At 45.4% G+C, this 23,972-nt stretch carries 27 protein-coding genes; 2 read left to right on the forward strand and 25 right to left on the reverse strand.

Annotated features, from left to right (window positions below; all coding sequences use genetic code 11):
• Window positions 1-40: 40 nt before the first annotated feature.
• The 4 genes from ACESPQ_RS02315 to ACESPQ_RS02330 all read right to left on the reverse strand — a co-directional run bounded on the left by ACESPQ_RS02315 (window position 41) and on the right by ACESPQ_RS02330 (window position 2,866).
• A complete protein-coding gene (locus tag ACESPQ_RS02315) occupies window positions 41-1,609 on the reverse strand; it encodes a recombinase family protein (RefSeq protein WP_242410365.1) in 1,569 nt (522 codons plus the stop codon).
• A gap of 81 nt (window positions 1,610-1,690) precedes the next feature.
• Window positions 1,691-1,834 carry a hypothetical protein gene (locus ACESPQ_RS02320; protein WP_242410366.1) on the reverse strand — a complete coding sequence of 48 codons (144 nt, stop codon included), beginning with the start codon at window positions 1,832-1,834 and terminating at the stop codon, window positions 1,691-1,693.
• 372 nt (window positions 1,835-2,206) lie between these two features.
• Entirely contained in the window at window positions 2,207-2,446 is a 240-nt protein-coding gene (locus tag ACESPQ_RS02325; RefSeq protein WP_249314799.1) for a helix-turn-helix domain-containing protein, read from the reverse strand.
• Between the two features lie 3 nt (window positions 2,447-2,449).
• Window positions 2,450-2,866, reverse strand: a complete 417-nt coding sequence (locus ACESPQ_RS02330) for an RNA polymerase sigma factor (RefSeq protein ID WP_242410367.1) — start codon at window positions 2,864-2,866, stop codon at window positions 2,450-2,452.
• 567 nt (window positions 2,867-3,433) lie between these two features.
• Here ACESPQ_RS02330 and ACESPQ_RS02335 point away from each other — a divergent pair.
• Window positions 3,434-3,790 (forward strand): helix-turn-helix domain-containing protein, encoded by a 357-nt coding sequence (locus ACESPQ_RS02335; RefSeq protein ID WP_242410368.1) that lies wholly within the window; start codon window positions 3,434-3,436, stop codon window positions 3,788-3,790.
• A gap of 103 nt (window positions 3,791-3,893) precedes the next feature.
• Here the strand turns inward: ACESPQ_RS02335 and ACESPQ_RS02340 are convergent, their stop codons facing one another.
• The 17 genes from ACESPQ_RS02340 to ACESPQ_RS02420 form a co-directional block, all read right to left on the reverse strand.
• The gene (locus tag ACESPQ_RS02340; RefSeq protein ID WP_242410369.1) at window positions 3,894-4,067 is read right to left on the reverse strand and encodes a cysteine-rich KTR domain-containing protein; all 174 of its coding nucleotides are present in this window, start codon (window positions 4,065-4,067) and stop codon (window positions 3,894-3,896) included.
• A complete protein-coding gene (locus tag ACESPQ_RS02345) occupies window positions 4,064-4,465 on the reverse strand; it encodes an arsenate reductase ArsC (RefSeq protein ID WP_242410370.1) in 402 nt (133 codons plus the stop codon). Before ACESPQ_RS02345 ends, ACESPQ_RS02340 begins: the two co-directional genes overlap by 4 nt.
• Window positions 4,458-5,501 carry an ACR3 family arsenite efflux transporter gene (gene arsB, locus ACESPQ_RS02350; protein ID WP_270475837.1) on the reverse strand — a complete coding sequence of 348 codons (1,044 nt, stop codon included), beginning with the start codon at window positions 5,499-5,501 and terminating at the stop codon, window positions 4,458-4,460. Before arsB ends, ACESPQ_RS02345 begins: the two co-directional genes overlap by 8 nt.
• 14 nt (window positions 5,502-5,515) lie before the next feature.
• On the reverse strand, window positions 5,516-5,893 hold the full coding sequence (locus ACESPQ_RS02355; protein WP_242410371.1) for a thioredoxin family protein: 378 nt from the start codon (window positions 5,891-5,893) through the stop codon (window positions 5,516-5,518).
• Between the two features lie 30 nt (window positions 5,894-5,923).
• Window positions 5,924-6,937: a permease gene (locus tag ACESPQ_RS02360; protein WP_242410372.1), complete on the reverse strand. Its 1,014-nt coding sequence runs from the start codon at window positions 6,935-6,937 to the stop codon at window positions 5,924-5,926.
• 86 nt (window positions 6,938-7,023) lie between these two features.
• Entirely contained in the window at window positions 7,024-7,338 is a 315-nt protein-coding gene (locus ACESPQ_RS02365) for an ArsR/SmtB family transcription factor (RefSeq protein WP_242410373.1), read from the reverse strand.
• A gap of 114 nt (window positions 7,339-7,452) precedes the next feature.
• Window positions 7,453-8,361, reverse strand: coding sequence for a conjugal transfer protein (locus tag ACESPQ_RS02370; protein ID WP_242410374.1), 909 nt, complete (start codon window positions 8,359-8,361; stop codon window positions 7,453-7,455).
• Window positions 8,362-8,382: 21 nt separating this feature from the next.
• Complete coding sequence (locus ACESPQ_RS02375; protein ID WP_242410375.1) at window positions 8,383-9,387, reverse strand: bifunctional lytic transglycosylase/C40 family peptidase; 1,005 nt, start codon at window positions 9,385-9,387, stop codon at window positions 8,383-8,385.
• Window positions 9,384-11,600 carry a CD3337/EF1877 family mobilome membrane protein gene (locus ACESPQ_RS02380; RefSeq protein WP_247230543.1) on the reverse strand — a complete coding sequence of 739 codons (2,217 nt, stop codon included), beginning with the start codon at window positions 11,598-11,600 and terminating at the stop codon, window positions 9,384-9,386. The genes ACESPQ_RS02375 and ACESPQ_RS02380 overlap by 4 nt, the downstream gene beginning before the upstream one ends.
• Before the next feature lie 5 nt (window positions 11,601-11,605).
• Window positions 11,606-14,056: an ATP-binding protein gene (locus ACESPQ_RS02385; RefSeq protein ID WP_242410377.1), complete on the reverse strand. Its 2,451-nt coding sequence runs from the start codon at window positions 14,054-14,056 to the stop codon at window positions 11,606-11,608.
• Window positions 14,043-14,432 carry a conjugal transfer protein gene (locus tag ACESPQ_RS02390; protein WP_373143875.1) on the reverse strand — a complete coding sequence of 130 codons (390 nt, stop codon included), beginning with the start codon at window positions 14,430-14,432 and terminating at the stop codon, window positions 14,043-14,045. Before ACESPQ_RS02390 ends, ACESPQ_RS02385 begins: the two co-directional genes overlap by 14 nt.
• Before the next feature lie 112 nt (window positions 14,433-14,544).
• Window positions 14,545-15,039, reverse strand: coding sequence for an antirestriction protein ArdA (locus tag ACESPQ_RS02395; RefSeq protein WP_247230545.1), 495 nt, complete (start codon window positions 15,037-15,039; stop codon window positions 14,545-14,547).
• A gap of 14 nt (window positions 15,040-15,053) precedes the next feature.
• Complete coding sequence (locus tag ACESPQ_RS02400; RefSeq protein ID WP_242410379.1) at window positions 15,054-15,557, reverse strand: antirestriction protein ArdA; 504 nt, start codon at window positions 15,555-15,557, stop codon at window positions 15,054-15,056.
• Window positions 15,558-15,614: 57 nt separating this feature from the next.
• Window positions 15,615-15,836, reverse strand: a complete 222-nt coding sequence (locus tag ACESPQ_RS02405) for a hypothetical protein (protein WP_018597649.1) — start codon at window positions 15,834-15,836, stop codon at window positions 15,615-15,617.
• Window positions 15,833-15,967 (reverse strand): DUF3789 domain-containing protein, encoded by a 135-nt coding sequence (locus tag ACESPQ_RS02410; RefSeq protein ID WP_242410380.1) that lies wholly within the window; start codon window positions 15,965-15,967, stop codon window positions 15,833-15,835. The genes ACESPQ_RS02405 and ACESPQ_RS02410 overlap by 4 nt, the downstream gene beginning before the upstream one ends.
• Before the next feature lie 3 nt (window positions 15,968-15,970).
• Window positions 15,971-17,188: a MobT family relaxase gene (gene mobT, locus ACESPQ_RS02415; protein ID WP_242410440.1), complete on the reverse strand. Its 1,218-nt coding sequence runs from the start codon at window positions 17,186-17,188 to the stop codon at window positions 15,971-15,973.
• A gap of 231 nt (window positions 17,189-17,419) precedes the next feature.
• Window positions 17,420-17,830, reverse strand: coding sequence for a hypothetical protein (locus ACESPQ_RS02420; protein ID WP_242410381.1), 411 nt, complete (start codon window positions 17,828-17,830; stop codon window positions 17,420-17,422).
• A 105-nt stretch (window positions 17,831-17,935) separates the two neighbouring features.
• On the opposite strand from ACESPQ_RS02420, the gene ACESPQ_RS02425 reads away from it, so the two are divergent.
• Window positions 17,936-18,136 (forward strand): helix-turn-helix domain-containing protein, encoded by a 201-nt coding sequence (locus tag ACESPQ_RS02425; protein WP_044953538.1) that lies wholly within the window; start codon window positions 17,936-17,938, stop codon window positions 18,134-18,136.
• A 2-nt stretch (window positions 18,137-18,138) separates the two neighbouring features.
• Here the strand turns inward: ACESPQ_RS02425 and ACESPQ_RS02430 are convergent, their stop codons facing one another.
• From ACESPQ_RS02430 to ACESPQ_RS02445, 4 genes are all read right to left on the reverse strand, one after another.
• The gene (locus tag ACESPQ_RS02430) at window positions 18,139-19,527 is read right to left on the reverse strand and encodes an FtsK/SpoIIIE domain-containing protein (RefSeq protein WP_242410382.1); all 1,389 of its coding nucleotides are present in this window, start codon (window positions 19,525-19,527) and stop codon (window positions 18,139-18,141) included.
• A gap of 16 nt (window positions 19,528-19,543) precedes the next feature.
• The gene (locus ACESPQ_RS02435) at window positions 19,544-19,930 is read right to left on the reverse strand and encodes a YdcP family protein (protein WP_242410383.1); all 387 of its coding nucleotides are present in this window, start codon (window positions 19,928-19,930) and stop codon (window positions 19,544-19,546) included.
• A 15-nt stretch (window positions 19,931-19,945) separates the two neighbouring features.
• On the reverse strand, window positions 19,946-20,260 hold the full coding sequence (locus tag ACESPQ_RS02440) for a YdcP family protein (protein WP_044304197.1): 315 nt from the start codon (window positions 20,258-20,260) through the stop codon (window positions 19,946-19,948).
• A gap of 213 nt (window positions 20,261-20,473) precedes the next feature.
• Complete coding sequence (locus ACESPQ_RS02445) at window positions 20,474-23,932, reverse strand: VaFE repeat-containing surface-anchored protein (protein ID WP_242410384.1); 3,459 nt, start codon at window positions 23,930-23,932, stop codon at window positions 20,474-20,476.
• Window positions 23,933-23,972: the final 40 nt, after the last annotated feature.

Genomic DNA, 23,972 nt, shown 5'->3' on the forward strand with positions numbered 1-23,972 from the left:
CTTGATAGTCTGGCATACTGGACACCAGATTATCAAGAACTTAGAAATTCCAGTGTATTTCGATAGGTACTTCCTTAGTTACAGGGTCTTTCTTTCCAACTAATATATAGTCAATCAATGTTTCAACGATTTCCCTGTCTAAGTGTTCAAGATTGGTGTATTGCTCGATTAACTGGCGTTTGTTATCACCAGCCTGTATTTTTCTTTCAATAACGTCAAGCTGTTTTTGCGTATCAATAACCAGTTTTTCAAGCCTTTCTTTTTGAGTAGAGAAGTCTTTGGATAAATCCAAATAATCTTGCTCTGACAAGATACCCTTAACTTTGTCTAAATACAATTCTCGGATACCTTTGGTGTATTCTGCAATCTTGCTTTGATATGCAGCAATTTCCTCTTTCAGAGCGTTTTGTTTGCCTTTTACATCACTGTTAAAGGTTACGTTTTGTTCCAGTTCATCCTTATCCAGATATGCGGCAGACAGCTTGTTGATTTCAGCAATCACCGCCTGTTCCAATTTAGGTACAGAGATAAAAGAACCTATACAAGCGTCCTTAGAAACATGGCGGCTGGAACATCCTAAATAACGTCGCCCATCAGCCTGTTTGTTAGAACGCATTACATAACCGCAGTTCATGCAGCGAGCTTTTTTAGCGAATAACCCGATTGTACCTACTGTAAATGGTTTTGCCTTTTGAGCTATCAACGCTTGCACCTTATCCCACAATTCACGGTCAATAATCGGTTCGTGCGTACCCTCGACAATATACCACTCACTTTTAGGGCGTGGCTTATTTTGTTTCGTCTTGTAAGATACGCTCCCATATTTTCCCTGTACCATATTGCCAATATAAATTTCATTTACCAGCATATCGGAAATAGCATAATATTTCCAGAGGGTACTGTTCTTGCCTTTGGGTGTTCGCCAGCGTAAACCATGAAGCCGCTTGTATTCCGTTGGATTGGGGATACCTCGGTCATTCAGCATACGGGCAATGGCTGTTTTGCCATAGCCTTTTGAAAACAGTGTAAAAACTTCTCTGACGACCTGTGCAGCTTCTTCATCAATAATCAAATGCCCTTTTACGTCAGGGTCTTTTTTGTAACCGTAGAGTGCGAACGCTCCAATATGGTGACCGTTTTTTCTTCGGTCTGTCAGCACACTCTTGATATTCTCCGACATATCCTCTAAGTACCATTCATTCACCAGACCGTTAATCTGTCTTGATTTCTTATTCCCTTTGTTGGCGGTATCAGCATTATCTACAATACTGATGAAACGGATACCCCAGATAGGAAATAGACCGTGAATATATTTTTCCACCAATTCAAGCTCTCTGGTAAATCTGGATTGAGTCTTACATAAGATAATATCAAATTTGCGGTCTTTTGCGTCATTCAATAACTTGTTAAACTCTGGTCGTCGTCGATCAGAACCAGTGTAATCATCATCACTGTATATGTTATAGACTTCCCAACCTTGTTCTAAAGAATATTGAAGCAGCATAGACTTTTGATTTTGAATACTGTTACTGTCGTCTGTTTCTGATTGTTTGTTTCTATCTTCTTCTGATAAGCGGCAATATATAGCAACCCTTGACTTATTCATCATGTTTTGTTCTCCTTTTCAGAGAAGACAAAACAAACTATCACTGCTAATGTTATTATAACACTTGGCAGGATAGTTTGTCTATCATCTTGCAGGAGTAGGCTGCCCCTTACTTTTTTCAAATTGATTTATCAGCTCTATCCATTTCAGAGTAAACATTTTTTGCAAAGCCGCCGTATCACTATTCTTAAAAACATTCTTGCAAACTACTTTTGCGTCATTCGCCATAAAACCACCTCACTACACTATATTTACAAAGTATGCAAAAATGCTTGTACATTATGAAAGATTTTGTCTATCTGTATATAATAAGTAATCAGACGGCTTCGGAAGCTCCACTGGACTTTCACCATTCCCATTCTGATGGGTGAACCGTGTCATACGGGTGTATCATTATTCTGATATACGGGTCATGGCAGCAACCTTTCCAACAGTTGCTTGCGGATCACTGGCGTGGTCGCTCGCCGGTATCCCTCCTTTCAGTGGTCGTGGCGTTCCAGTCCGCAGGCTCGCCGCATATCAAACGTATCTGATTACTTTATTCAGTTTTCAAAGAACGGTAAAGAGTGGAAATGAGGTGGTAGACACTCTCTGTTACACTTATTTCACTTTGACTTCAAATCCCAAAATTGCTTCAATCAGCGCAGCTCTTATTCTGCCTTTCAGTTCCATATCGACCACGATATACATATTTCCGTGTTCGTCATAAAACGGGCGCAAACTGGCTTTTGATATGTAAGCGTCATAGTGGTTTAAAATCTTTCCGATTGCTACCTCGTCACCGTCAGCAGCCGAGCTGATCGTGGAAAATAGCGGGCACTTCTTTGTAGACTTCATCATGTTTTATCCCTCCTCATACATATCTCTGATTAGCTTTAATGTGTGCAGCCTGTTTCTACAAACGGAAAATCGTTCCATTTCCATGACCTCTGCAATTTCAGCGTCGGTCATCTCAAGAAAGTAGGACATAAGCAGAATGTTACGTCGTCTTTCATTTAATTCTTTGATTGCTTCACATAGCTGTTCATCATAGATAAGGATTTCATTGCCGAATACGTCAAAGGCTGTAAATTCAACCGAGTATTCGTCGCAAGTGCCGATATGGTTTAATTCCATTTCCGGCAGCTCACAGAATGGAGTTTCACGCTTTGCACGTCTGCCAAGCTCACGGTTGTAGTCCTTTACGGTTGTACCTACAACCTTGCGAGCCAGACAATCAAATTGAAGTCTGATAGCGTTCTCGAAAGAAGATGGCTTCATAATCTCACCTCCTTTCCAGCTAAAGTTGCTAAAGCGAAAAGGCTTCTACCTCTTTTCGCACTAACACTCGCCGCAAGAGGTGGGATTTGATACCTAACCGCAAAAACTTTTTGAAAAAGTTTTGTGCAGCAAAAAAGCACAAGGGCAATACTGACGTACTGATCTTGTGCTATCTGAATTGTTCCTGCTGTATGACGTGAAAAACCATATACAGGAGTATAGAATACCGCAGAAATTAAATGGATTTTTTTAACGCTCTACCAATGATCGAATGTTGTCGAATATGCAGGCGTTCCATGCGGCTGCCTCCTAAAGCCGCTAAAACAAAACCATCCAGTAGTCTGTCCACCGTTAGGAAAAAATAAAACGGCGGCTGTATAAACCGTCGTTTTATCGAAATGGGCGTATAAAAGCGTTACTGCTGACAACGGTTTTTTTTATTACCGCCAAGCAGCATATAAATTTGTTGTTTTCCTATACAATAGGAACTAATAAACCTTACAATACGTTTTACTGTACCTGTCGCAAATTCTTTAGGAACAGTAAAATGTAGTGAGGTGATTAACTATGCGTAAAACAGAAGATAAATACGATTTCAGAGCCTTTGGACTTGCCATTAAAGCGGCAAGGATGAAACAAGGTCTGACCCGTGAACAGGTGGGAGCAAAAATTGAGATTGACCCACGCTATCTGACGAACATTGAGAATAAAGGGCAGCACCCAAGTTTACAGGTGTTTTACGACCTTGTAACTTTACTCAATGTGTCCGTTGATGAAATTTTCCTGCCGTCCAGCGACAAAGTGAAAAGCACTCGCCGCAGACAGTTGGAGCAGCAGCTTGATACTTTCGACGACAAAGATATGGTTATCATGGAAAGTGTCGCTTCTGGTATCATCGAATCAAAGGAAATGGGGGAAGATTAGTTCCTCCATTTTTGTTTCGCACAGATCATATGGAGTATGGGGTAAGTAATAAAAACAAGCCAATAATTAGAGAATAGAAACTCTCAAATTATTGGCTCTGTGTCTAAGCATCTGGCTCTTTAATTACAGTTATAGCAAAATTCTTTACTGAAATTAAACTTATTTGTTTGCATTTGGGGCAATATAAAGGGTAGTTGATTAAAACTGTATCTGTCCTAACCTGACTTCGTGTTTTGCCCTTACAAATAGGGCATAGTATCCATTTTGTTTTTATCATACTTTTATTAGAGTTTCTTTAAGCTGTAATACATTTTTTTCAATCTGATTAATGACACTTTTGAATATTTCATCGTCCTGTCCAGTCGGGTCAATCAATCCCCAATTATCATCAAATGCTTTGCCAATATAAGGGCAACCGACATCACACCCCATAGATATTGCAATATCTGGTGTGGGAATATCCTCAATCAATTTTGAGTATTGGTCTTTCTCCATATCAATACCATAAATCTGTTTCATAAGCTGAACAGCATTTTGATTGATCTGTGCCTTTATTTCAGTACCAGCAGAATAGCTTTCAAAAACATCCGAAGCAAGATGTTTAGCTAAGGCTTCTGCTATTTGACTTCGGCATGAATTATGAACACAGATAAATGCAACTTTTCTTTTATTCATTTAAAAACCAGCCTTTCGTGTTATTTGCAATTTTCACTAAGAGCAACATGACAGGAACTTCTGTTAAAACGCCCACTGTTGTTGCCAATGCAGCAGGTGAAGTCGTTCCGAATAGAGCAATCGCCACTGCAACGGAAAGCTCAAAAAAGTTTGACGCACCTATCATACCAGCAGGGGCAGCGATATTATAGGGCAGTTTAAATATATGACACGCTATATATGCGATTGCAAAAATTAAAAATGTTTGTAAAATTAATGGCACCGCAATTAAAACTATGTGCAATGGATTTTCTAAAAACACTTTACCTTGAAATGAAAATATCATCACAAGTGTTAGCAAAAGCCCTATACTGGTTACATTATCAAATTTGTGTATAAAAATATTTTCAAAGTAATTTCTATCTTTATTCTTTATTACATAATATCGGGTAGCCATTCCGGCTATTAGCGGTATAACTACAAATAATACTACCGATAATATGAGCGTATCCCAAGGTACTGAAACATTGGATACACCAAGCAAAAATTTTACTATTGGTACAAAAGCCACAAGAATAATTAAATCATTTGTCGCTACCTGTACTACGGTATATGCAGGATTTCCTTTCGTAAGTGAACTCCATACAAATACCATAGCTGTACAAGGTGCTGCCCCCAGCAAGACCGCTCCTGCAAGGTATTCTGTTGCAAGTTCTGGCGTGATTAAAGATTTAAAAACCACAAAAAAGAACAAACTGGCAATACCATACATCGTAAAAGGCTTGATTAACCAATTCGTAATCCAAGTGATAAATAGACCTTTAGGATTTTTGCTAACATTTCTAATGCTTTTAAAGTCAACTTTCATCATCATTGGATAAATCATTAGCCATATTAACAATGCCATTGGTATAGAAACTTTTGCATATTCAAACTTATTCAAAACGGCAGGAATGCTCGGAATATATTTACTAATAAGTACCCCTGTAATCATGCATATAATTACCCATACAGATAAATATTTCTGAAAAACATTGATACTCTTTTCTTTAGACACAGCAACATTCCTCCTTAGAAGCCTAATCTATGCAATAAGTTTTCAACTTCAACAGGTTTTAATACTTTTCCCATAGAAACAACATTTTCATTAACTACTAAAGCTGGCATACTCATAACACCATATTCCATTATTCTCTGCATATCGGTCACGTATTCCACTTCCACAGAAACTCCCATTGTCTTTATAGCTTCTTTTGCACTTTCTAGCAGAGCATGGCAACTCTTACATCCAGAGCCAAGTACCTTAATACAACAGATACCGTCGTTTGCTGCACCACAGCAAGAGTCAGTGATTTCCTTTGCTTCACTTGTACAACAACTACCATTACAAGCGCAAGCTGGCGTTCTTGTTTCTTCCTCTTTCTTTTTTCCACGATTAAACAATGACATAATAAAATCCTCCTTTAAATTTTTATATTATTATATAAGTAGGTATTGAAAAACATTGAAAAAGTACCCTACAATAATAATTCCAAGCGTACAAATTGCTACAAATATACCTAATAATTTTGGTTTTACCGCTTTTTTTAACATAACCATTGATGGCAAAGAAAGTGTTGTAACACCCATCATAAAAGATAAAACCACACCAAGCATTGCTCCTTTTGCTAGTAATGCTTCGGCAATAGGAATTGTGCCAAATATGTCAGCATACATAGGAACACCTGCAATAGTAGCAATAATAACTCCAAAGGGATTTCCTGTTCCTAACGCTTTCACAATCAAGTGTTCTGGTATCCAGTTATGAATGAAAGCACCGATACCAACGCCTACTAATACATAAGGTGCAACCTTTCTTGCAGTCGAAACTACTTGTTCCCAAGCATACCCCATTCTGTCTTTAAATTGTAATTCTTCTTGCGGTACATCAACTGAACTACCTTTACGAATAAATTCTTCAACTTGATCTTCAAGGTGCATTTTTTCAATCAATGTACCACCGACAACTGCAATTACAAGACCTAATATCACATAAACAATGGCAACTTTCCATCCGAATATACTCATTAATAAAACAAGAGAGCCTAAGTCAACCATTGGTGATGAAATCAAAAAAGAAAAGGTTACTCCAAGTGGTAAACCAGCACTTGTAAATCCAATAAACAGTGGAATGGACGAACACGAGCAAAAGGGCGTTACCGTTCCAAGCAAAGCAGCAAGTATATTCGCCCATATCCCATGAAATTTCCCAAGAATTTTCTTAGTTCGTTCTGGTGGAAAATAACTCTGAATATAAGAGATTATTAAAATCAAGACTCCAAGTAATACCATAATTTTAATGGTATCATACAAGAAGAATTGTACGCTGCCGCCTATACGACTCGTAGTATCTAAACCAATCGTATTTAGCAGAACTCCTATAAGTCTATTTAACCAACCCATTCCAAGGATTTCATTCTGAAAAAAATCCCATCCTAATTCTAGTGTTTGCATAATCAAAATCCCTTTCTGATATATAGTCATATTTAAATCTATCTATATATTGCTGTTTTATTATGTCGTGTTGAGAAGTGTTAATTTTACTTTCCACAACACGACAATTCGTTATCTTGAATTTCTATTTTGGTAAGAGCTTGTAAACAGTTCATTGCGTAAGCTGCACCCTCTGGAGAGATAGAATAATGTGTCCATTTCCCTTCTTTACGCCCTTTAACAACACCAGAGTCGCAGAGAATTTTCATATGGTGCGATAGTGTAGGTTGTGTTACGTTGATTTCTTCTAATAACATACAAGCACACTTTTCACCTGTTTTAAGTAACTGCAAAATTTTTATACGGTTTTCATCACAAAAAGCCTTAAAAATAATAGCAGTTTTTTTTGCGTCTAAATCCATTTTATCACCTCCCATAGACAATCATCTATATGATTATTATATGCAACACATAGATGATTGTCAATATGTTTTTTTGATAATGGCGGCAATGAATTTCACCACCCAACAATTTTGTTACTTTACAATCTTCCAGTTACCGTCCATTTTTACCAGTATCAAGTCAAACTGTGAAATCTGTGCCGCCTTTGTCCTCTGGTCGAGATACTTCACCGATACCGACACCTTGACCTTATCCCCATCCATTGTAAACAGCGAATTGATTAGCTCGGAGTACAGATAATCAGTGTTTACAGGTTTCAGCGCATTGCCAGCCACATAGTAGGAAAGCTCCTTATCCGTAGCCGCCGGATACAGCTTGAAGAATGTTTCCAAGAACTCGGTCACTTCCTCTGTGGTGGTAGCGTCCACCGTTCCGTCACTTTCCGCTGCCTTTGGCTCGTAGCCGGATTTTGCTGGTATCCGGCTGATAGTCGGGTTCTTTGTGATTACCATGTTCCCGTCGCCATCTACATGAACCACCACCGTGTAAGAAGCAGCATTACGGCTGGTCTGGTCGCCCTCTATGATGGTCTGATCGACCGAATAGAGGACGGTATACTCGTCTGTGCCAGCCTGCTCCAAGTTCCAGATTTTCACCTCATTCACCATAGAACTGGTGGGAATATCGCTTCTCACCGTGTCCACGTTCAAGTCCTGCAAGCTCTTTGTTAGATACTGACTGATGGCTTTTGTCCTTGCTTCAATGGCTTCTTTGTTATTCCCCCATGAATAGTAGGCTTTGGCAAAGTCCTTGACAAAGTTTTCAATCTTGTTGGTATCCACGATACGCTGCTCTATGACCTCCTTTTCATGGACGGTGTGCATATCAATGGCAGTGAAATTCTTATAAACCCCGAAGCTGACACTGGCAATCAGCACCAGCCACAGGGCAATCACGGATTTCTTGTGCGTGCCTGCTTTTAGAACACGCACTTTTTTCGTCTTGTTAGGTTTTGTTTCTTTCTCTTTTTTCTTAAATCTCATAGTTACCATTTCCTTTCTGTCTTAGTTGGATTTCACACGTCCGGCACCAATGATGTGTTGCTGCCAGTACGAAGTGTTTAGGTCTGCATAGCCAATCGGGTTTCCGGCGTGATACATACGGTTATTTCCTGCATATATGCCGACGTGGGTGACATATGTACCAGCATTGTAGGTACTATGGAAGAATACCAAATCACCAGCTTTCGCCTGTGACAGTGGGATATGCTGTGTTACGTCGTACTGGTCTTGTGCCACCCTCGGCAGGCTGATACCAGCCTTTCCATAGCACCACTGCACCAGACCGCTGCAATCAAAGCTGGTGTTCGGGTTATCTCCCCCAAACACGTACGTCCAGCCTTGATATTTGAGAGCTTCATTGAAGATTGCCTGTACCGTAGCGTTGCTGAAATTAGGTACTGCCAGATATTGCGCCACCAGACGGACGTAAAACATATTTCCGTACTTGTACCGCCAGCCGCCATTTTCCTTGATGGAGATTTCATTCTTATAGGTCACTTTGACGCCGCCGGATTTCTCCCTTGCGAAGCTGACCGCCAGCTCAAAGGTATACTTTTTTCCGTGGCTTGCCACATAATCAACAAAACCGCCGCCATAGTTGTAGCTCTGGACGACGGTGTTTATATCACAGCCTTTTGCTTTTGCTGAAGCAAGCAGAGAAGCAAAATACTTACAGCCCTGTTCAATGGACTGCTCTGTTCCTAAAGAGTTGGGCGGCAGACCTAAAGACTCGCTGGACTGCATAACGTCCACCGCTGTGCCGCCGGACTCCACCTGCATGATAGCAAGCAGGTAATTCACATAGTCTGAAATGCCGTATTGCTTCGCATACTTTTCCACGGTCGGCTGGTGTTTCAAGACCTCTGCTGACAGGTTCATGCCCGAATAGTCAAAACCAGAACCACCGCCGCTTTCCTCGTCGTCTGCTGTGACAATAAACAGAAACAACAGCAGGCTGATAATCACCGTGAAAATCCCACCAAGCAGTGCTAAATGCCGCAGCTTCATTTTTTCCGTCCTTTCTTCGTTGTGTGGGTGGAGGATTTCTTCACGGTGTTGCGCTGGATGTTACGGCTCGTTTTCTGTGAACTGGTTTGCCGAATGGTCTTAGTTCCGGCAAAAGCTGGCTCTTTTACCGCCTGTGGCTTTGCAGGCTCTTTGACTGTCTGGGAACGTGCCCCAGACTCCCGTATCACTTGCGTGCGCTGTTCCTGTGGTTTTACCGCTGACTCTCTGCCTTTCGTGGTTGTTGGCTTCTCATAGCTTTCTCTGGATACTGCCGCCGGACGTTCCTTACTGGTCGGCTCTGTCTTAGGAGCTGCACCTTTCGCAGCGGTAGCCTGTGGTGTTGTTGCACTGGATACAGGCATTGTGGCTGGTCGCTCATGGACAGGGGCAGTACCTTTCGCCGCTGATCCGGTCGGCTTTGCTCTTTCCATTGCCATGCGTTTTTCTGCTATGGTCTGCCTGTGGCTGTCCTGTTTTGCCGCCCGTCCTTGTTGCCGGGTGGTTTTTTCTTCCACCATGCCACGCTTGAAGTCGGACACGTTTTCCTTTGCCCGTTCTTTCACGGAATGGACGGCGTAGCCAGCCTGTATTGGCATATCCTTGACCTGTTCTTTGACGGACTGTACCTTGTCCTTGACTCTCTGCTTTGTATCCAGCACCGCACCCATCTTAGAGCCAGCACGCTTGCCAAAGGTAGCGGTACTGCCGGATTGTCCGGTATCGTGGTTGGGGCGGCTGCCTGTGGCGTGGTTCTGCCTGTCTGCTGATTTCCTTGTATCGGGTTGACGGCTGCCAGAAGCCACCGCAGCACCCACCGCACCGCCAGCCATGCCAGCGGCTAACGTCCTGCCGACACGACGCTCCATGCGTCTTGCCCCTCTGTTTAATAGCATATAAGGTCGCCGGAGGATACGCCTGCCGACCTGCTGTGCGTCGCCGGACTGCAAGCTGAACATTCCCATCAAATCACCCAGTTTGAAATAGATACCTGCAAAGGTGACGATCTGCAAAAAGGCAATCATAAAGAACGGATAGCCTGCCGAGATAGAGTAGAACATGGTACTCACGCTAAAAGCGGCGGTGATAATGAGGGTAATGCCTGCCCTCATCATGATGGTGTTGAACAGCTTTGTGATGGCTTTCTTTGCCATGCCCTCGTAAGAGGGTATCATGGATAAAATAAAGCTCACGGGCAGGAACATGGCGTAGATAATGAACAGCACTTGTGAGAAAATCATCATGCCCGTAAGCAGGAATACAAAGACGGAAATACCGATATTGAACAGGAATAGAAAGACCACCGTTCCCAAGCGGCTCATGGTCTTTGTGACGCTCATGTTCGGATTGTCCTTGTCCTCGATTTCCGCAATCACCGTATCCTCTCTGGTGTCGGTGTCCGGACTGGCAGAGAGCAGGCTCTCCACACGGTCTGCACCCAAGTCCTCCATATCGGAGTTGCCGTACTGCAATAACAGCCACGGCTGCTGCACCTGTATGGAAAACAAGCTATCCCGTATCAAGTCCACACTGTCTTTCCCTTGACTGTCGGAGTTGGGGAGGGTGATTTTCGTACCCAGTGACAGTGCCGCACTGCTGATGTCCGAGGAAAAGTCATTGATTTTTGTAATGTAATTGGGAGCGTAGGCGATAAAGGACGCTGACAGGACGAATACAACAAGAAAGTTCACGACCGCATGGACAGCCTTTGTGGTTTCCCTTTTGATAAGACCTGTGTATGCCACATAGATACCCACCAGCAGCACAAGGATAAGCAGGAAACCCACGTAGAACCCCTGTGCAGCGAAGCCGCCTGCATTTACCCCTGCAAGGGTCTGGATGTTTGTTCCGATTGCGTTTGCGGTATCGGAGATAAAGTCCAGCTTATAGGCTTCCTGCACCACGTACCCTGTGGCATTGGAGATATACATACTCACCGTCCAGACAAAGTTGGTGATAGCGTACAAGCCGTACTGGATACTCTTGCCGATACCGTCCAGCCAGTTCCAAGGCAGCCAATCCCATGAGCTGTCCACGTAGAAGTCAAGCTGGTAGTTTTCCAGCGGATACTTAGAATACTGGTTGGCAGCGTTCACCGTGTCGTCCACCAATCCGGCAGCATAAGCCACCGTACCTGTGATAGATAAAAAAGCGAGGATACCCACAATGACTAAGAGGACGATACCTGTATAGCGCAGGATTTTATGTTTACGCATAGGCTTCACCTCGTTTCTTCTGTCTGAATTGGCGGTCTGGTATCAAAGGCGTGGAACAGGTCGGCAAAGACAGGATGTATCTGGATCACGCCCACCCGACCGTAGAGGTCTTGAAACAGGCATTGCCCGTTCTCCAAATCACGCAACCGCTTTTGGTTGTTCTCGTCGTCCTTATCCACCCCGAAAAATTCAAGGGTGTTCTTGATCTCGCTGATGTCCGTGGAGCGAAACGCAAATTTCAGACCGATATTGTTTTTCATCTTCTCGTCGTCCACATCGCCGGAGTTCTGTGTCACGAAATAAACGGCGGCGTTCATGGAACGACCTGCACGTATCAGCTTGTTGGACAGCGCCTTTCCCTGTGCCACCTGCAAGAACGTCCACGCTTCATCTAAATCCACCATCTTAAAAATGCTCCGGTCAGAGTGGATATAGTCGAGGGCAAAGGTACTGATTACAATAAGCATAGCCACGGAGAGCAGCTCCATTGTGGTGTATTCTTCAAATCTGGTGTCACGGTCTGGCAGTACCAAATCAGCCACCTGTATGATGTTGAGCTGTTTATCTAAGCTGATGGACTGTTCCACCGTACCGTCGGAAAAGAGCAGGTGGGAAAAGTCGTAGTCCACCATGCTCTCGATATGCTCCGCTATGTTGTTGGCAACAGGCGTGTCCTCTTTCCGCAGCTCGTCAATGACGCACAAAAGACCACGCCTTTTGCCCTGTGTGACAGAGCGGATTGCCTTTCTAAGTACGGGGAACTTGTCACCATCACGGCTACTGATACCTGTTAAAAAGGTCAGGATGTCGATTGCAAGGCTTTCAGCGTCTTTTAAGTTCTTCATAATCACGTAAGGGTCAAGTAGTCCTTTATTTTTCGCTTCACTGGTAAGGTTCACGATATTGATTTCCTGTGCAATCTCCGGCAGCGTTTCTTTCCAGTTTCCACGCTCGGATTTTGGGTCTACAATGACCGCACTGCCGCCGAACAGCACCGCATAGTAAACAATGAGGTTGTTGCAAAAGGACTTACCGCCCCCTAGTGAGCCAAGGAACGCCGCAGCAAGGGCGTTTGTCACAGAGCCTTTGACTCCCTGTGCCGCAAGGCTCGGTTTCAGATAGACGTTCCTGCCCGTGTCAAGGTTGTAGCCAATATAGATACCGTCGCTTTCCCCTAACTGCTGTGTCGCACCAAATCCAAGACCTGCCAGAAAATCGCTTGTCACGTACTGGATATAGTCATTGATATACCTCTTACTGGCTGGAAGAAATTCCCCATGCAGACCAAGCATATCCCCGAACGGGCGCACCAGCTTCACATTGAGGTCGTCGTAAAAGTCCTTGACTTCATCACAGCGGCGTTTCAGCTCGTCCAGGCTGTCAGCCGCCACACGCACCACGTAGGACAGCTTATACATGGACTCTTTAGATTGGTCTAAGGTGGTTTCCAGCTCATTTACAGAGTCCAGAGCGTCCACCACGTTGTTGCTGGTTTCGTTGTTGGACTCCCAAGCGTGGTTGTCCAAGTCTTTCAGCTCTTTCTTCTTGTTCCTTACCGTCGTCAATGCTTTTTTGTTGGTGACGATTTCCACATTCATAGACGTGGACACGGGGAACGTGAATTGTTGCTGCTGGTAGTAAAATATCTCACTGGATGGAAAATCCAGCTCCCCGACGATATTGTTAATCGTGAAGTAGGCAGCATAAGTCGTCTGTTCCTCACTGTCCAGCTTTAAGTACCGCTGGTTCTCCGTAATCTGGCAGCGTGTCGGACGGATAAGGTCAAACCGTTTTACCAGTGTTTCTTTTTTCAGCTTCTTTACCGGGAAGTCGTAGGCATAGTCCTCATAGGCAACACCTGTTTTCCCGTAGATATGCTCGATTAGGTAGCCAAAGTCGTGCTTTTCTAATCGCCGGATTTTGAACCGGCGGGAGATTTTGCTCTCCAAGAGTTTTTCCATCTTTTGGAAACGGGCAATTTCATCATTGCTCATGGATACAAAATCCCCCATGAGCTGGTGGTTGACCTCGTACAGAAAATCAGCAAAAGTCATAGCAGCGGACTTTCCGGCGTGCTTCAAGCTGATTTCTTCCTCGTTCACCAGCAGCTTAAAGCCAAGAAAAAAGCGGTAGTCAATCTGATTTTCCCCAATCATTTCAACCAACGCTTCGGTCTGTTCGTCTATCTTTGCACAAGCCACCTCACGGAGCCGGCCTGTGACCTCTTTTTTGGAGCGTTCCTGTGTCTGCCGGATACTGGACTCGGTGCTGATCTGCAAGGCGTGTATCTTTCCATCACGGTTCTGTGCGATAAGCTGCCGGAAGTTGTCATGTACCATGTACTTTTCCTCCGGCGACAGGAACGAATAATTGTAGGGTATCAGCTCATAGTAGGCAAAGCACTCCCCGTCATGGTTGAACACCAGATTGTTTTCGATATATTTAATGGGGAACATACACATCACTCCTAACTGCCGTTATGGCGGTATTCAATAATTCCGTTTTCAGCTTCACCGCTTTTCCGGCATAGGTCACTTTCGGGTGCAGCAGGTAACTGATACTGGATTTTAGGAAACCGTAGGGCTTCTTTCCGTCAAAGGTTTTCTGGCTCATGAACCACGTCACCGCCACAGGGATACCAAAGTATTTGAGGAACGCCCCGTCAATCATGTTTAGGGGCGGCAGCTCCGCAAATACGATCACCGCAAACAGGGATACCACGAACCAAGCCATCTGTGTGAATGTGATGGGGAACGGGAGCTGAAAGTCATTGATAGCGTAAATGACCTTTTCCACGCTCCAAATGCTGGTATAGCTTCTTATTTTCTTCAATGTTTTGTACCATTCCTTTCTTCTAAAATGGAAACAGCAGCCTGCATTTCACAGACTGCTGCTATTAAAATAAGCTGCCAGAATCACACGTTTGTGCAGGTCTGCCAGCTTGTTAATACGGGCACTCAAAGACTCCGTATCTGGTTTCTATGAAGCACCCCTCCAAGTCAATGTCACGGGCAAAGGCTTCATAGTCTATGTAGTTACGCAATCGGTCGGGTATCTCGCCCAGAACGCCGCACTCGTCAATCAAGTGGTAGGCAACGTCCACCATGTTGTCGCAAGGGTACTGGATGATGTCGTCCTTGTGGTCGTAGAGTTCCTCCACGCTGCAAAAATGGCAGAGCAGGTCGTCAATCACCTCATCCAGCGGATAGTCCAGTTCTTCCACCATAGCGCACAGGCGGTTGACTTCCTCAATGGGCGTGTACTCGTCGATTTCAAAGGGCAGCTCATAGTCATGGATGGCGTATTCTTCGTATCGGTCATTCAAGCCAATCCGTTCTGCCATCTCGTCGTAGTCCACAGGCGGCGTGAACCAGTCGCCTATAAGCTCCCCCTCGTTGTACTTGCCAAGGTTGGCAATATAGATACGCATTTCCTCCAAAGGCAGCCACCGCCTTACCGATAGCGGAATACGCCGCTGGTCGTAAAGAGGTATTCGTCGCTTTGTTCCAGCTCATGACCGTAGGAAATGAAGTCTATGTGCTTCATAAGTTCCGGCGGCAGCTCCCCGAAGCGGCGTTCCTCCATGACAAGGTATTCTGCAAGAGAAGCGGAGTCCGGCACATCATAGTGGCGTATCTCGTCCTTGTGGTCGAAAAAGTCGCTGATGTTGTGAAACCACTTTGCCTGTATCTCGCTTAATTCATTGCCAAGGGGCGTGCCCTCGATTTCCTGCACCATGCGGCACAGGGCGTTGATTTCCCAAAGGGGCATATCAGGACTTAGGGAAAAGGGCAGCTCGTAGTCCTCAATTTCAAAATCTTCCTCTTTTTCCACGCCTAACTTTTCCTTGATTTCCTCAAAGGTTACAGGGCAGGGAAACCATGCACCTGTATACTCGTCCTCGTCGTCGCTATAAGGCTTTGTGGTGTTGAGGATATATAATCTCATTTCAAACATTGTTATGAATCACATCCTTTTATTGGGTAGGTTTGCGACAGGCGCAAACCCTTGATTTTAAGCTCCGATAATCTTGTTGAACAGGTTTAAGAGTACGTCTTTCACACCAGCGGCATTAAATACCAGACCGACAGCGATTAAGGCAATCACCAGAAAGCCAATCAGCTTGCTAAATTCTCTCTTAAAGCCTAAGTAAATGCCAATCACCACGATTGCCATTAGCACAAGGCTCTGAGCGTTACTCAAAAACCAGTTGTAAAGGTTCTGTCCAAAGTTCATTTTTCATTGCTCCTTTCCATTTTTTCTAAGTGGGTGTCCGCTTCTTTCCCGACTTGCAGGATACACATAAGCACCACGCCCATTCCCATGCCTGCCGATACCAGCAGCAGGTCAAACAATATGTGCCACATTTTTTATACCTCCTTGTCCTTGACAGTCATATCTTCCACGGTGACAGAGAGCTGCTGCAAGACCTTTTCCAATCGGTCGGAGAGCTTCGCATTTTTCACCATGTCTTTAATGATTGTCGTGTTATTCTGTTTATCCAGTTTTTCCGCTACCTGTAAGGTAGGGGCGACCTGCCTTGCCAGCCAGTTTAAGGTACGCTGGAAATTGTACGGTTCGGGTTCGGTCGTCAGTTTCAGCCGCCCACGCCCCTCACCGAGAAACCACGCCCAGCGGTCATTTGTCTGCCATTCGCTCCGTCGCTTTGTTTCGTCCTTATCGGCAAACCGCACATAGCGGTTGATGATGGAAAACGCAGTGCGTTCAGCGTCATAGTAGGTCAGCAGGTCACGCACCGCATAGTAAGCTCGCTCATTCTTCAAGCGGATTTCAAAGCGGTTCTTGACAGGCGTTTCCTCAACAGGGATGTCGTATTTCACGTACTGCTCGTAAGCTTTTTCATACACACAGAAGTAGACTTCTGATTTCAGCGAACCGATATAGAGCGTGTGCCCCATGCCGGACTTGTTTTCCTCGTGGCTCTGCACCAGCTCGCCGGAGCGGTAGGACTTGAAACTTCGGAATACGGAAATACATTCCTCATTCCTACATTTAGCGGTCAGCTCTGGAATGTCCAGTATCCCAACCATATCATTGATTGCAAGGTCTATCCGCTTGAACACGCCGCCCTCGCAGAGAGCGTCCGTGAAGAAGTCGTACCAGTTCCTATGCTGTGCCAGCAGGAAGTTTTCAAACTGGCGGCAGCCTTTTCCTTTCAGTTCCAGCAGCACCCCCTTTTCCTGTTCGGGGGAAACCAAGACGAATATATCCCCCATGTAGTAATGCTCTGGATAGGAGTAGAAGCCAAAGTCCTCATGTATCATAAAATCCAGCTTTAATTTAAGGATGGTTTCAACCACAAACCTCACGTCTGTGGTGGGAAAGCGTATCCGCACATAATCAAACAGCATGGTAAGCGGTGTTTCTGGATTGTACCGTTCCAGAGCTTGCAGCAGGTTTTCTTTAATTTCCTCGCTGGGAGCAGCACCGCCGGACTCTATCTTCCCAAGATACTGCCTTGTAATTCCAGCCGCCACCGCCAGCTTATTTTGTGAAACGCCATATGCCAGCCGTTTTTCTTTTAAATCCGTATTCCATTCTGTATCATTCAGTAAAAATCCCTCCATTCTGGAAAAAGTGTCAACTAGAAGCGTTCCAGTTGACATCCTCTGAAAGTAGAAAAAATCCTTGATTTACAAGGACTTTCCCAACTTCTTTGACTGTTTCCTATTGTATTTGTGCCCCCCTGTTAGATACCGGGGGCGAATGGTTGTGGCGGCAAGCCGCCCCAACACGGCTAGGACGAACCAGCGGCTTTCGCTTCGCACGCCGCCTGTCCGTCCTGCCTTTGGTCGTTTTTATTCAATCACCAATTCAAACTCCTGTGGATTGTCCACAATGTTATAGTCGGTCAGAGTACCCCCTTTTACTGTGTAACTAAGTCTGAATACGGGTTCACCTCGTTTTACGTCATGTTCAGATAAGTACACCGAAGCGTGCAGCTCATTGGGGATACCATAATCATAGCTGAACAGTATGTTGCCGAAGTTGTTTTTCCTGCATTTTCTGACGATCTCCCTTGCACAATCCATTTTGTCGGGGATATACAGCCTGTTCACCACGATAATAAGGTGTTCTTCCTTATAAGCTCCTGCCGTAAAGGAACGGCTGTTGTAAACTGACATTTCCCGTCCATTCTGTAAATAATCTGCCGCTATGACTGCCACAATAGATACAGCGGCAAGAACGATTGATTTCTTCCTGCCCATCCAGAATACTCCTTTACCCTGTATATACATACAGTGTACTGTAATACATCTTATTTTTCAATACAGTTGTATATATAATTTAACCAAAAGGACGGGTGTAAAAGAATGATGGTATACATTGATTTAGAGCGGCTCTTGAAAGAGAAGAATATCAGCAAGAACAAGGTATGTGAAGCCTGTAAGCTCCAACGCACACAGCTCAATAATTACTGCAAGGGCAAAGTCACCAGAGTAGACCTTGCGATACTTGCCAGATTGTGTGAATTTCTTGACTGCACGCCAAACGACATATTGAAGTTACGTTAAAGCTATGGGGATGTTCCCGTAGCTTCTTTTTTCACCTCCTTTCCTGCCAGCTCCCCAATCACCATTAAAAAGTCATGCCCTTTTGGTACGAGGGGAGTGTAAAACTCTGATATGACGCTTGTTCCCGTATCCACGTAGCCACGCCCTTTGATCTGCTTTAAGAAAAAGTTTTTGTCCACCTCACCGAACATCATAGAATACCCAAGCTCTGACATCCTGCCAAGTGCCACACGGAAATTGAACTGGTCACGGATACCGTCGCCAAGGTATTTTGCGTCGGGTCGCTGGCAGGCGAGAATAAGAAAATAGCCTGCCTGCCGCCCAAGCATGACAATCTGTTTCAGTTTATTCAAGACCAAAGCGTTTTCCTTTGTCGTCAGCATTTCCATAAACGCCACATACTCGTCAAAAATGAGGAAGTGGGGCGGCAGACCTAAATAGGCATAGTTTTCCCCCGTCTTGTAACCGTCCATGAGCTTCATGGTTTCGCTTCGTTCCATCATGCCATCATAGAACCTATCAATACATTCCGTAATTTCTTCCTTGCGGTAATAGACTTCGGGCATGACAGCGGACAGGTCGGCAAGGTCGGCGTTCTTCGGGTCAAGCACATACAGTTTGGCGTTGGTACGCAGGAGTGCTTCTATGATGGTAAGGATAAAATAGGTCTTACCGCCGCCAGTGCCGCCAGCAATGAGCATATGGGGGAGCTTGTCATATTCCCAATAGACATTTTTCATGAGCCGCAGGCTGCCACCTGCCGCCTGTACCTCGTCTATGGTAATACGGTTGGCAATGGTGTCATAGAGCAGCACATATTCCACAAAGCTGTCTTTCAGTTCTTTGGAAACCAGCTCACAGTACAAGCCTGTTTCCAGCTTCTTTTCCAAGTGCAGGAGCTGGTCTTGATATTTACCCAGCGTGATTTCTGCCAGTATGTGAATGAGTCCATTATCTAGGCGGTAGTACACTTTGGGAAAGTGGGTGATTTTCTCCTTTGACCTGCTGGCTGGCAGGTCTTTGAAAAATCCGCCATCCTGTGACTGCTCGGACTCATACCAACCATTTTCCAATATCATCCGTGACAGCTTTTGACGGTGACAGAGCTGTTTTATCCTGTCCGGCTGGTAGCGGGCGTACAGGAACGCAGACAAGCCGCACACCAGCACCGCTACTATGAGAGATACTATCATGTAGGGCGTGACCGTGAGCTTAATGCTGCCATTCTGAAAGAGCGAAACCGTGTTCCAGTCCGTATGCAGCAGCGTGTTGATATTCAAAAGCAGCACGACCGCAAGGAACAGGCACGCCAGCCGACCGCCCAATGAGCGCACCACCAGCGACCTGTCACTGGCTCGGATACGGTTGCCTTTTCTTTGAAAATTCTTCATGGCTTAGTCCTTTCTGTTATTTTTTGCCTTGTGGCTGCTGGTTATGGTTCTGTGGGCTGGCTACTGGCTGACCGCCTTTATTCTTCAATACAATGTCGTCGGCTTTGATGTACCAGTCAACATCTGCCCCTTGAAACGTGGCGGTTGCCACCGTGTCTGCCACAGGATTGATGATCTCCACCTCGGCGTTGTAGTCAAATTCTTTCAAAGGTACAGAAGCCGGGATACTCACCTGTATCATGCGCCCCTGTCCTCTGGACTTCAAATCATACGTGCGCTCCTTTATTTCCTCGGACGCTGTTCCATCTTCATTCTGGATGTGTACCTCACGTCTAAGGGCAGAGAATTTCAGCACACCAAATGTCTTTTCTTTATCAATGATAATTCCGTTTGCTAATCTCATAATCTCATGACCTCCTTATGCTTTCACCATGTCGTCAGCGGACAGGATATAGTTGGTAAATCCACGGGTGCCGATTTTGTAGCCGTCAGCCGTGATTTTCGGGTTAATAAGTTTTACCTTTTCCTCTACCTCAAAATTTTTCTCTCCGGCAGAAGCAGGCAGGATAACAACAATGTCGTCAGCTCTCTGTACGTCAGAGTACAGATTGAAACTTCGGGAAATGACCGTCATGCGCCCGTTTACCCGACGCTGCTCGGTCTTGCCCTCTCCGGCATATTCCAAGTTTCCGAATGTCTTTTCCATGTTAGGGATTACGTGTTTTAATTCCATATGTGTTTACCTCTTTTCTTTTTATGTGCGTAGCTTTAAGGAAAGAGCATGGGGGAGCTACAATCCCCCATACCCCCTAGTGGACTGTTTTTTTCTATCAATCAAAAAGACGATTGACAGAAAAGAAACAGTGTAAAGGTTTTGTCCGGCAGTCTGAACCGTCACAGCAGGCGGCGAGCGTGTATGCAGCTTCATAGGCAGTCACCTCACACTTTATTTATCACCGTCATGCTTTATGGAACGGCGTTTCTTATAAGCTGCAAAGGCAAGACCAGCCGCAGAGAGTCCAAGCAGGACAGCAAAGGCAGCCACATTGGTGTTGTCACCCGTTTTTGGGGAGTCCGTCACCTTATGGCTCGGCGTGTCTGGTGTTTCCGGTTTCTTTGGTTCTTCGGGCGCAGGTGTTTCCGGCACTTCCTTGATTGTGACCGTCTGCCCCTTGTCTGTGATGTCCTTATGTTCTGTGACTTTTACAGGCTCGCCGGGATTGGTGATGTCGTAGAGTTCCTCAAAGGTCACAAGCTGCCTGCCGCCCAACTTTGAAGCGTCGAACGTAAAGGAAATTTCCACCTCCATTTTGGTGTCGGCAGCGGTGAATGTGTAGTCATTTTCCACACGTTTCCCGTCAATGAGAAGCTCGGCATTTTCATCCTTTATCATCTGCCAGCCTTTGAGCTGATATTTTGTACCCACTTCCAGACCATCCAGCGTGACCGTATCCACGATTGTGACCTCTTTGCCAGCTTCTATGACTTTTTCACCGTCTTTGCTGGCGGCAGTGGTATGGATTTTGATTATGCGCTCCGTGATAAGAACCGTCTGCCCCTCGTCCTCAATGTCCTTATGCTCCGTAACCTTTACAGGCTTGTCGGGATTGGTTACGTCGTAGAGTTCCTCAAACGTCACCAAGTTCTTGCCGCCAAGGGCAGAAGCGTTGAATGTAAAGGTGACCTCCACTTTCATTTCTTCTTTGTCGGCAGTAAATGTATAATCACTCTCCACACGCTTGCCATCCATGAGAAGCTCGGTGTTTTCATCCTTTACCATCTGCCAGCCTTTGAGCTGGTATTTTGTACCCACTTCCAGACCGTCCAGCGTGACCGTATCCACGATTGTGACCTCTTTGCCAGCAACGATTACTTTCTCGCCCGTGGCTTTGTCCGCAGCAGTGGTATGGATTTTAATAACACGCTCTTTGATGGATACCGTCTGCCCGTCGTCCTCAATGTCCTTGTGTTCAGCCACTTTGACAGGCTCGTTCTTGTTAGATAAGTCGTACAATTCTTCAAAAGTAACCAAGTCTTTACCGCCAAGCGCAGAAGCATTGAACGTATATTCCACCTTGACTTTCATTTCCTCGCTATCAGCGGTGAATGTGTATTCACTCTCCACACGCTCACCATCAACAAGAAGCTCGGTGTTTTCGTCCTTTACCATCTGCCAGCCTTTGAGCTGGTACTTTGTGCCTTTTTTCAGACCGTCCAGCGTGACCGTATCCACAATCGTGACCTCTTTTCCGGCAATGATTGATTTCTCACCCGTGGCTTTATCCGCAGCGGTGGTATGGATAGAGATTTCTTTTTCGTAGTCGTCCGTGAGCGTTCCCAAGTCAATGACTACCTTATCTCTGGAAACCACAATCTCAAAAGCCGGAATGAGCTTAAACCCCTTATTACTGTCGCAGCGCAATTCCTCAATCTTGTAGGTATCGTACAGCAGCGCACCTTTGGAGTCGTCCGGTTCAGACGTACCGAACCAGATACCGTCCTCCCTGGTCTTGCCCCTGTTGGTATTCTGCTTATGGGATACCCAGTCAGAAGCGGTAGAGAACTGTCCGTTTTTATCAGTCACGACAACGTGGCTCTCACCTGTGGTCTTGCTGGTAATGCGGAACGGAACGTCAGCAAGACGCTTGTGTGTACCGTCGCTGATTTTCACACCCTCAATGTCGCCACGCTTGATCTGGTTGTAGATGGATTGTTCCGCACCAGTCAAATCCACGATTTTGCCATTTTCCTTAATGGTAAATTCACGGGAAACCGCACCTGTCGTCAAGTAGCCTGCCGGACTCTTGCTTTCATCAATGCGGTATGTTCCGTAAGGCAGTGTATCCGCAGCCGTAGAAGCAATACCGTCAATGCCTGTAAGGATGGTTTTCACAACCTCGCCTTTGTTGTAGAGCTTGCCATCCACCAGCACAGCGTTCTCATTTAGGCTGGTGATGGTGAACTCCGTATCTTTTAATGTTGCACCGCCCTGTGGCTTCGTGTCCTTTGTTTCAAAGTCACGCTTCTGGACTTTTACGCCGCCACGGATAACCTTGTCGGATACGGAATACTGGTTGCTGCCTGTAAGTACCGCCAGCTCCCCATCTTCGGTGATCTGTGCCAGATACATTCCCTTAATCTGTTCCTCACTGCCACCTGCCTGCATATACGCACCCTCTAATAAGTAGCCTGTCGGACTCTTACTTTCAGATACGGTCAGTGTTCCAAGCGGCAGGCATGGTACGCCATCCTGTAAGTAGAAGCTGTCGCCGGATACCTTATAACTATCTGTCAGCTTTGTGATGTAATGGGTCGCTCCGTCACTGCCTTTTTCAGCTACGGTCTTTGTCGTCCATGAACGGGTCGGCTTTGCTGGCAGGTTGTCTTTGTTGTAGTACCCATCATAATAATTCCAGATAAACTCTGCACCCTCCAAAGAAGCTGCCCCTTGTGCCGCTCCCTTTGATGTTTCCATGTCTATCTTAAAAAGCTCAATCAATGTGGTTGTGACTTTGGGTGTATCGCTGACTTTCAAGGTGGATGTTTCGCCAGCTTTGACGGTCAAGGGATATACCGTCTTGTCTAATTGGAAACCTGCCGCCGGAACGGACTGCTCTTTGATATAGACGTTACCAGCCTTTACCTCCACCGCTTCGGTGTTCCCGTCCTTATCTGTCGTAAGGGTGGCAAGCTGTTCCTTGCAGCCTTTATCAGCAAAGACACCATACGTCGCACCAGCGAGGGAATAGCTGTTGTTTCCGTTGGTAATGGTGGGATTGGAGGACACCTTTTGAAGTGCCGCATTTCCCACATCCAGCTTCGCCCAGAACTGTCCTAATTCCTGCCCGTCGCCGGAATAGATATAGCCGCCGCAGTCGTAGCGTCCTTTGTTGGCTTTTACAAATGCCTTTGCGCCAGCGTATACCTCGTCTTGTACCTCTTTGGATACCTCGTCATAGGCAGCTCGTACATTGTCGCAGTTCCATCCTAAATGTACGCTCAAACGCTGCCAGACAACGCATTGCTCCAATAGATAGACCTGTTTGTAATTCAGCTCCTTGTGGCTGGCTGCATACTGTTTGACGTATTCCAGTGAGAGGGCAACGTCAGCAATCTGGTCGGCACTCATACGGGAACTTGCGTCCGAACGAGTTTTGTAGCCGGACTGAAAATCTGTGTTGATGTCAATACAGTAGGCGGTTTCTCCCTCCACCTGCATAATGCCCTCATGGAATGTAGAACCGATACTGCCATCATTCATGACTTTTTCTACATAGCCTGCCTTTTCCTGTGCGTCTGTCCAGTATTGCTTCTCCGCAGCCTGTACCTGTGAAGCTGGTAAGGTGGCGAATACCGCAGCCAGACTTAGTACGCCAGCAAGCAGACGGTTCATAATCTTTTTCATATCGTTGTAAATCCTCCTTTCGTGATTTTGGTTAAAAAAA

Source organism: Clostridium sp. HGF2 (genome assembly GCF_964240115.1).
Taxonomy (GTDB): Bacteria; Bacillota_I; Bacilli_A; order Erysipelotrichales; family Erysipelotrichaceae; genus Clostridium_AQ; species Clostridium_AQ innocuum.

What these genes read in the sequence shown, in the direction of transcription:
- ACESPQ_RS02315 (WP_242410365.1), bottom strand. Translation starts at nt 1,609, where the DNA reads ATGATGAATAAGTCAAGGGTTGCTATATATTGCCGCTTATCAGAAGAA.
- ACESPQ_RS02320 (WP_242410366.1), bottom strand. Translation starts at nt 1,834, where the DNA reads ATGGCGAATGACGCAAAAGTAGTTTGCAAGAATGTTTTTAAGAATAGT.
- ACESPQ_RS02325 (WP_249314799.1), bottom strand. Translation starts at nt 2,446, where the DNA reads ATGATGAAGTCTACAAAGAAGTGCCCGCTATTTTCCACGATCAGCTCG.
- ACESPQ_RS02330 (WP_242410367.1), bottom strand. Translation starts at nt 2,866, where the DNA reads ATGAAGCCATCTTCTTTCGAGAACGCTATCAGACTTCAATTTGATTGT.
- ACESPQ_RS02335 (WP_242410368.1), top strand. Translation starts at nt 3,434, where the DNA reads ATGCGTAAAACAGAAGATAAATACGATTTCAGAGCCTTTGGACTTGCC.
- ACESPQ_RS02340 (WP_242410369.1), bottom strand. Translation starts at nt 4,067, where the DNA reads ATGATAAAAACAAAATGGATACTATGCCCTATTTGTAAGGGCAAAACA.
- ACESPQ_RS02345 (WP_242410370.1), bottom strand. Translation starts at nt 4,465, where the DNA reads ATGAATAAAAGAAAAGTTGCATTTATCTGTGTTCATAATTCATGCCGA.
- ACESPQ_RS02355 (WP_242410371.1), bottom strand. Translation starts at nt 5,893, where the DNA reads ATGTCATTGTTTAATCGTGGAAAAAAGAAAGAGGAAGAAACAAGAACG.
- ACESPQ_RS02360 (WP_242410372.1), bottom strand. Translation starts at nt 6,937, where the DNA reads ATGCAAACACTAGAATTAGGATGGGATTTTTTTCAGAATGAAATCCTT.
- ACESPQ_RS02365 (WP_242410373.1), bottom strand. Translation starts at nt 7,338, where the DNA reads ATGGATTTAGACGCAAAAAAAACTGCTATTATTTTTAAGGCTTTTTGT.
- ACESPQ_RS02370 (WP_242410374.1), bottom strand. Translation starts at nt 8,361, where the DNA reads ATGAGATTTAAGAAAAAAGAGAAAGAAACAAAACCTAACAAGACGAAA.
- ACESPQ_RS02375 (WP_242410375.1), bottom strand. Translation starts at nt 9,387, where the DNA reads ATGAAGCTGCGGCATTTAGCACTGCTTGGTGGGATTTTCACGGTGATT.
- ACESPQ_RS02380 (WP_247230543.1), bottom strand. Translation starts at nt 11,600, where the DNA reads ATGCGTAAACATAAAATCCTGCGCTATACAGGTATCGTCCTCTTAGTC.
- ACESPQ_RS02385 (WP_242410377.1), bottom strand. Translation starts at nt 14,056, where the DNA reads ATGTTCCCCATTAAATATATCGAAAACAATCTGGTGTTCAACCATGAC.
- ACESPQ_RS02400 (WP_242410379.1), bottom strand. Translation starts at nt 15,557, where the DNA reads ATGTTTGAAATGAGATTATATATCCTCAACACCACAAAGCCTTATAGC.
- ACESPQ_RS02405 (WP_018597649.1), bottom strand. Translation starts at nt 15,836, where the DNA reads ATGAACTTTGGACAGAACCTTTACAACTGGTTTTTGAGTAACGCTCAG.
- ACESPQ_RS02410 (WP_242410380.1), bottom strand. Translation starts at nt 15,967, where the DNA reads ATGTGGCACATATTGTTTGACCTGCTGCTGGTATCGGCAGGCATGGGA.
- mobT (WP_242410440.1), bottom strand. Translation starts at nt 17,188, where the DNA reads ATGGAGGGATTTTTACTGAATGATACAGAATGGAATACGGATTTAAAA.
- ACESPQ_RS02420 (WP_242410381.1), bottom strand. Translation starts at nt 17,830, where the DNA reads ATGGGCAGGAAGAAATCAATCGTTCTTGCCGCTGTATCTATTGTGGCA.
- ACESPQ_RS02425 (WP_044953538.1), top strand. Translation starts at nt 17,936, where the DNA reads ATGATGGTATACATTGATTTAGAGCGGCTCTTGAAAGAGAAGAATATC.
- ACESPQ_RS02430 (WP_242410382.1), bottom strand. Translation starts at nt 19,527, where the DNA reads ATGAAGAATTTTCAAAGAAAAGGCAACCGTATCCGAGCCAGTGACAGG.
- ACESPQ_RS02435 (WP_242410383.1), bottom strand. Translation starts at nt 19,930, where the DNA reads ATGAGATTAGCAAACGGAATTATCATTGATAAAGAAAAGACATTTGGT.
- ACESPQ_RS02440 (WP_044304197.1), bottom strand. Translation starts at nt 20,260, where the DNA reads ATGGAATTAAAACACGTAATCCCTAACATGGAAAAGACATTCGGAAAC.
- ACESPQ_RS02445 (WP_242410384.1), bottom strand. Translation starts at nt 23,932, where the DNA reads ATGAAAAAGATTATGAACCGTCTGCTTGCTGGCGTACTAAGTCTGGCT.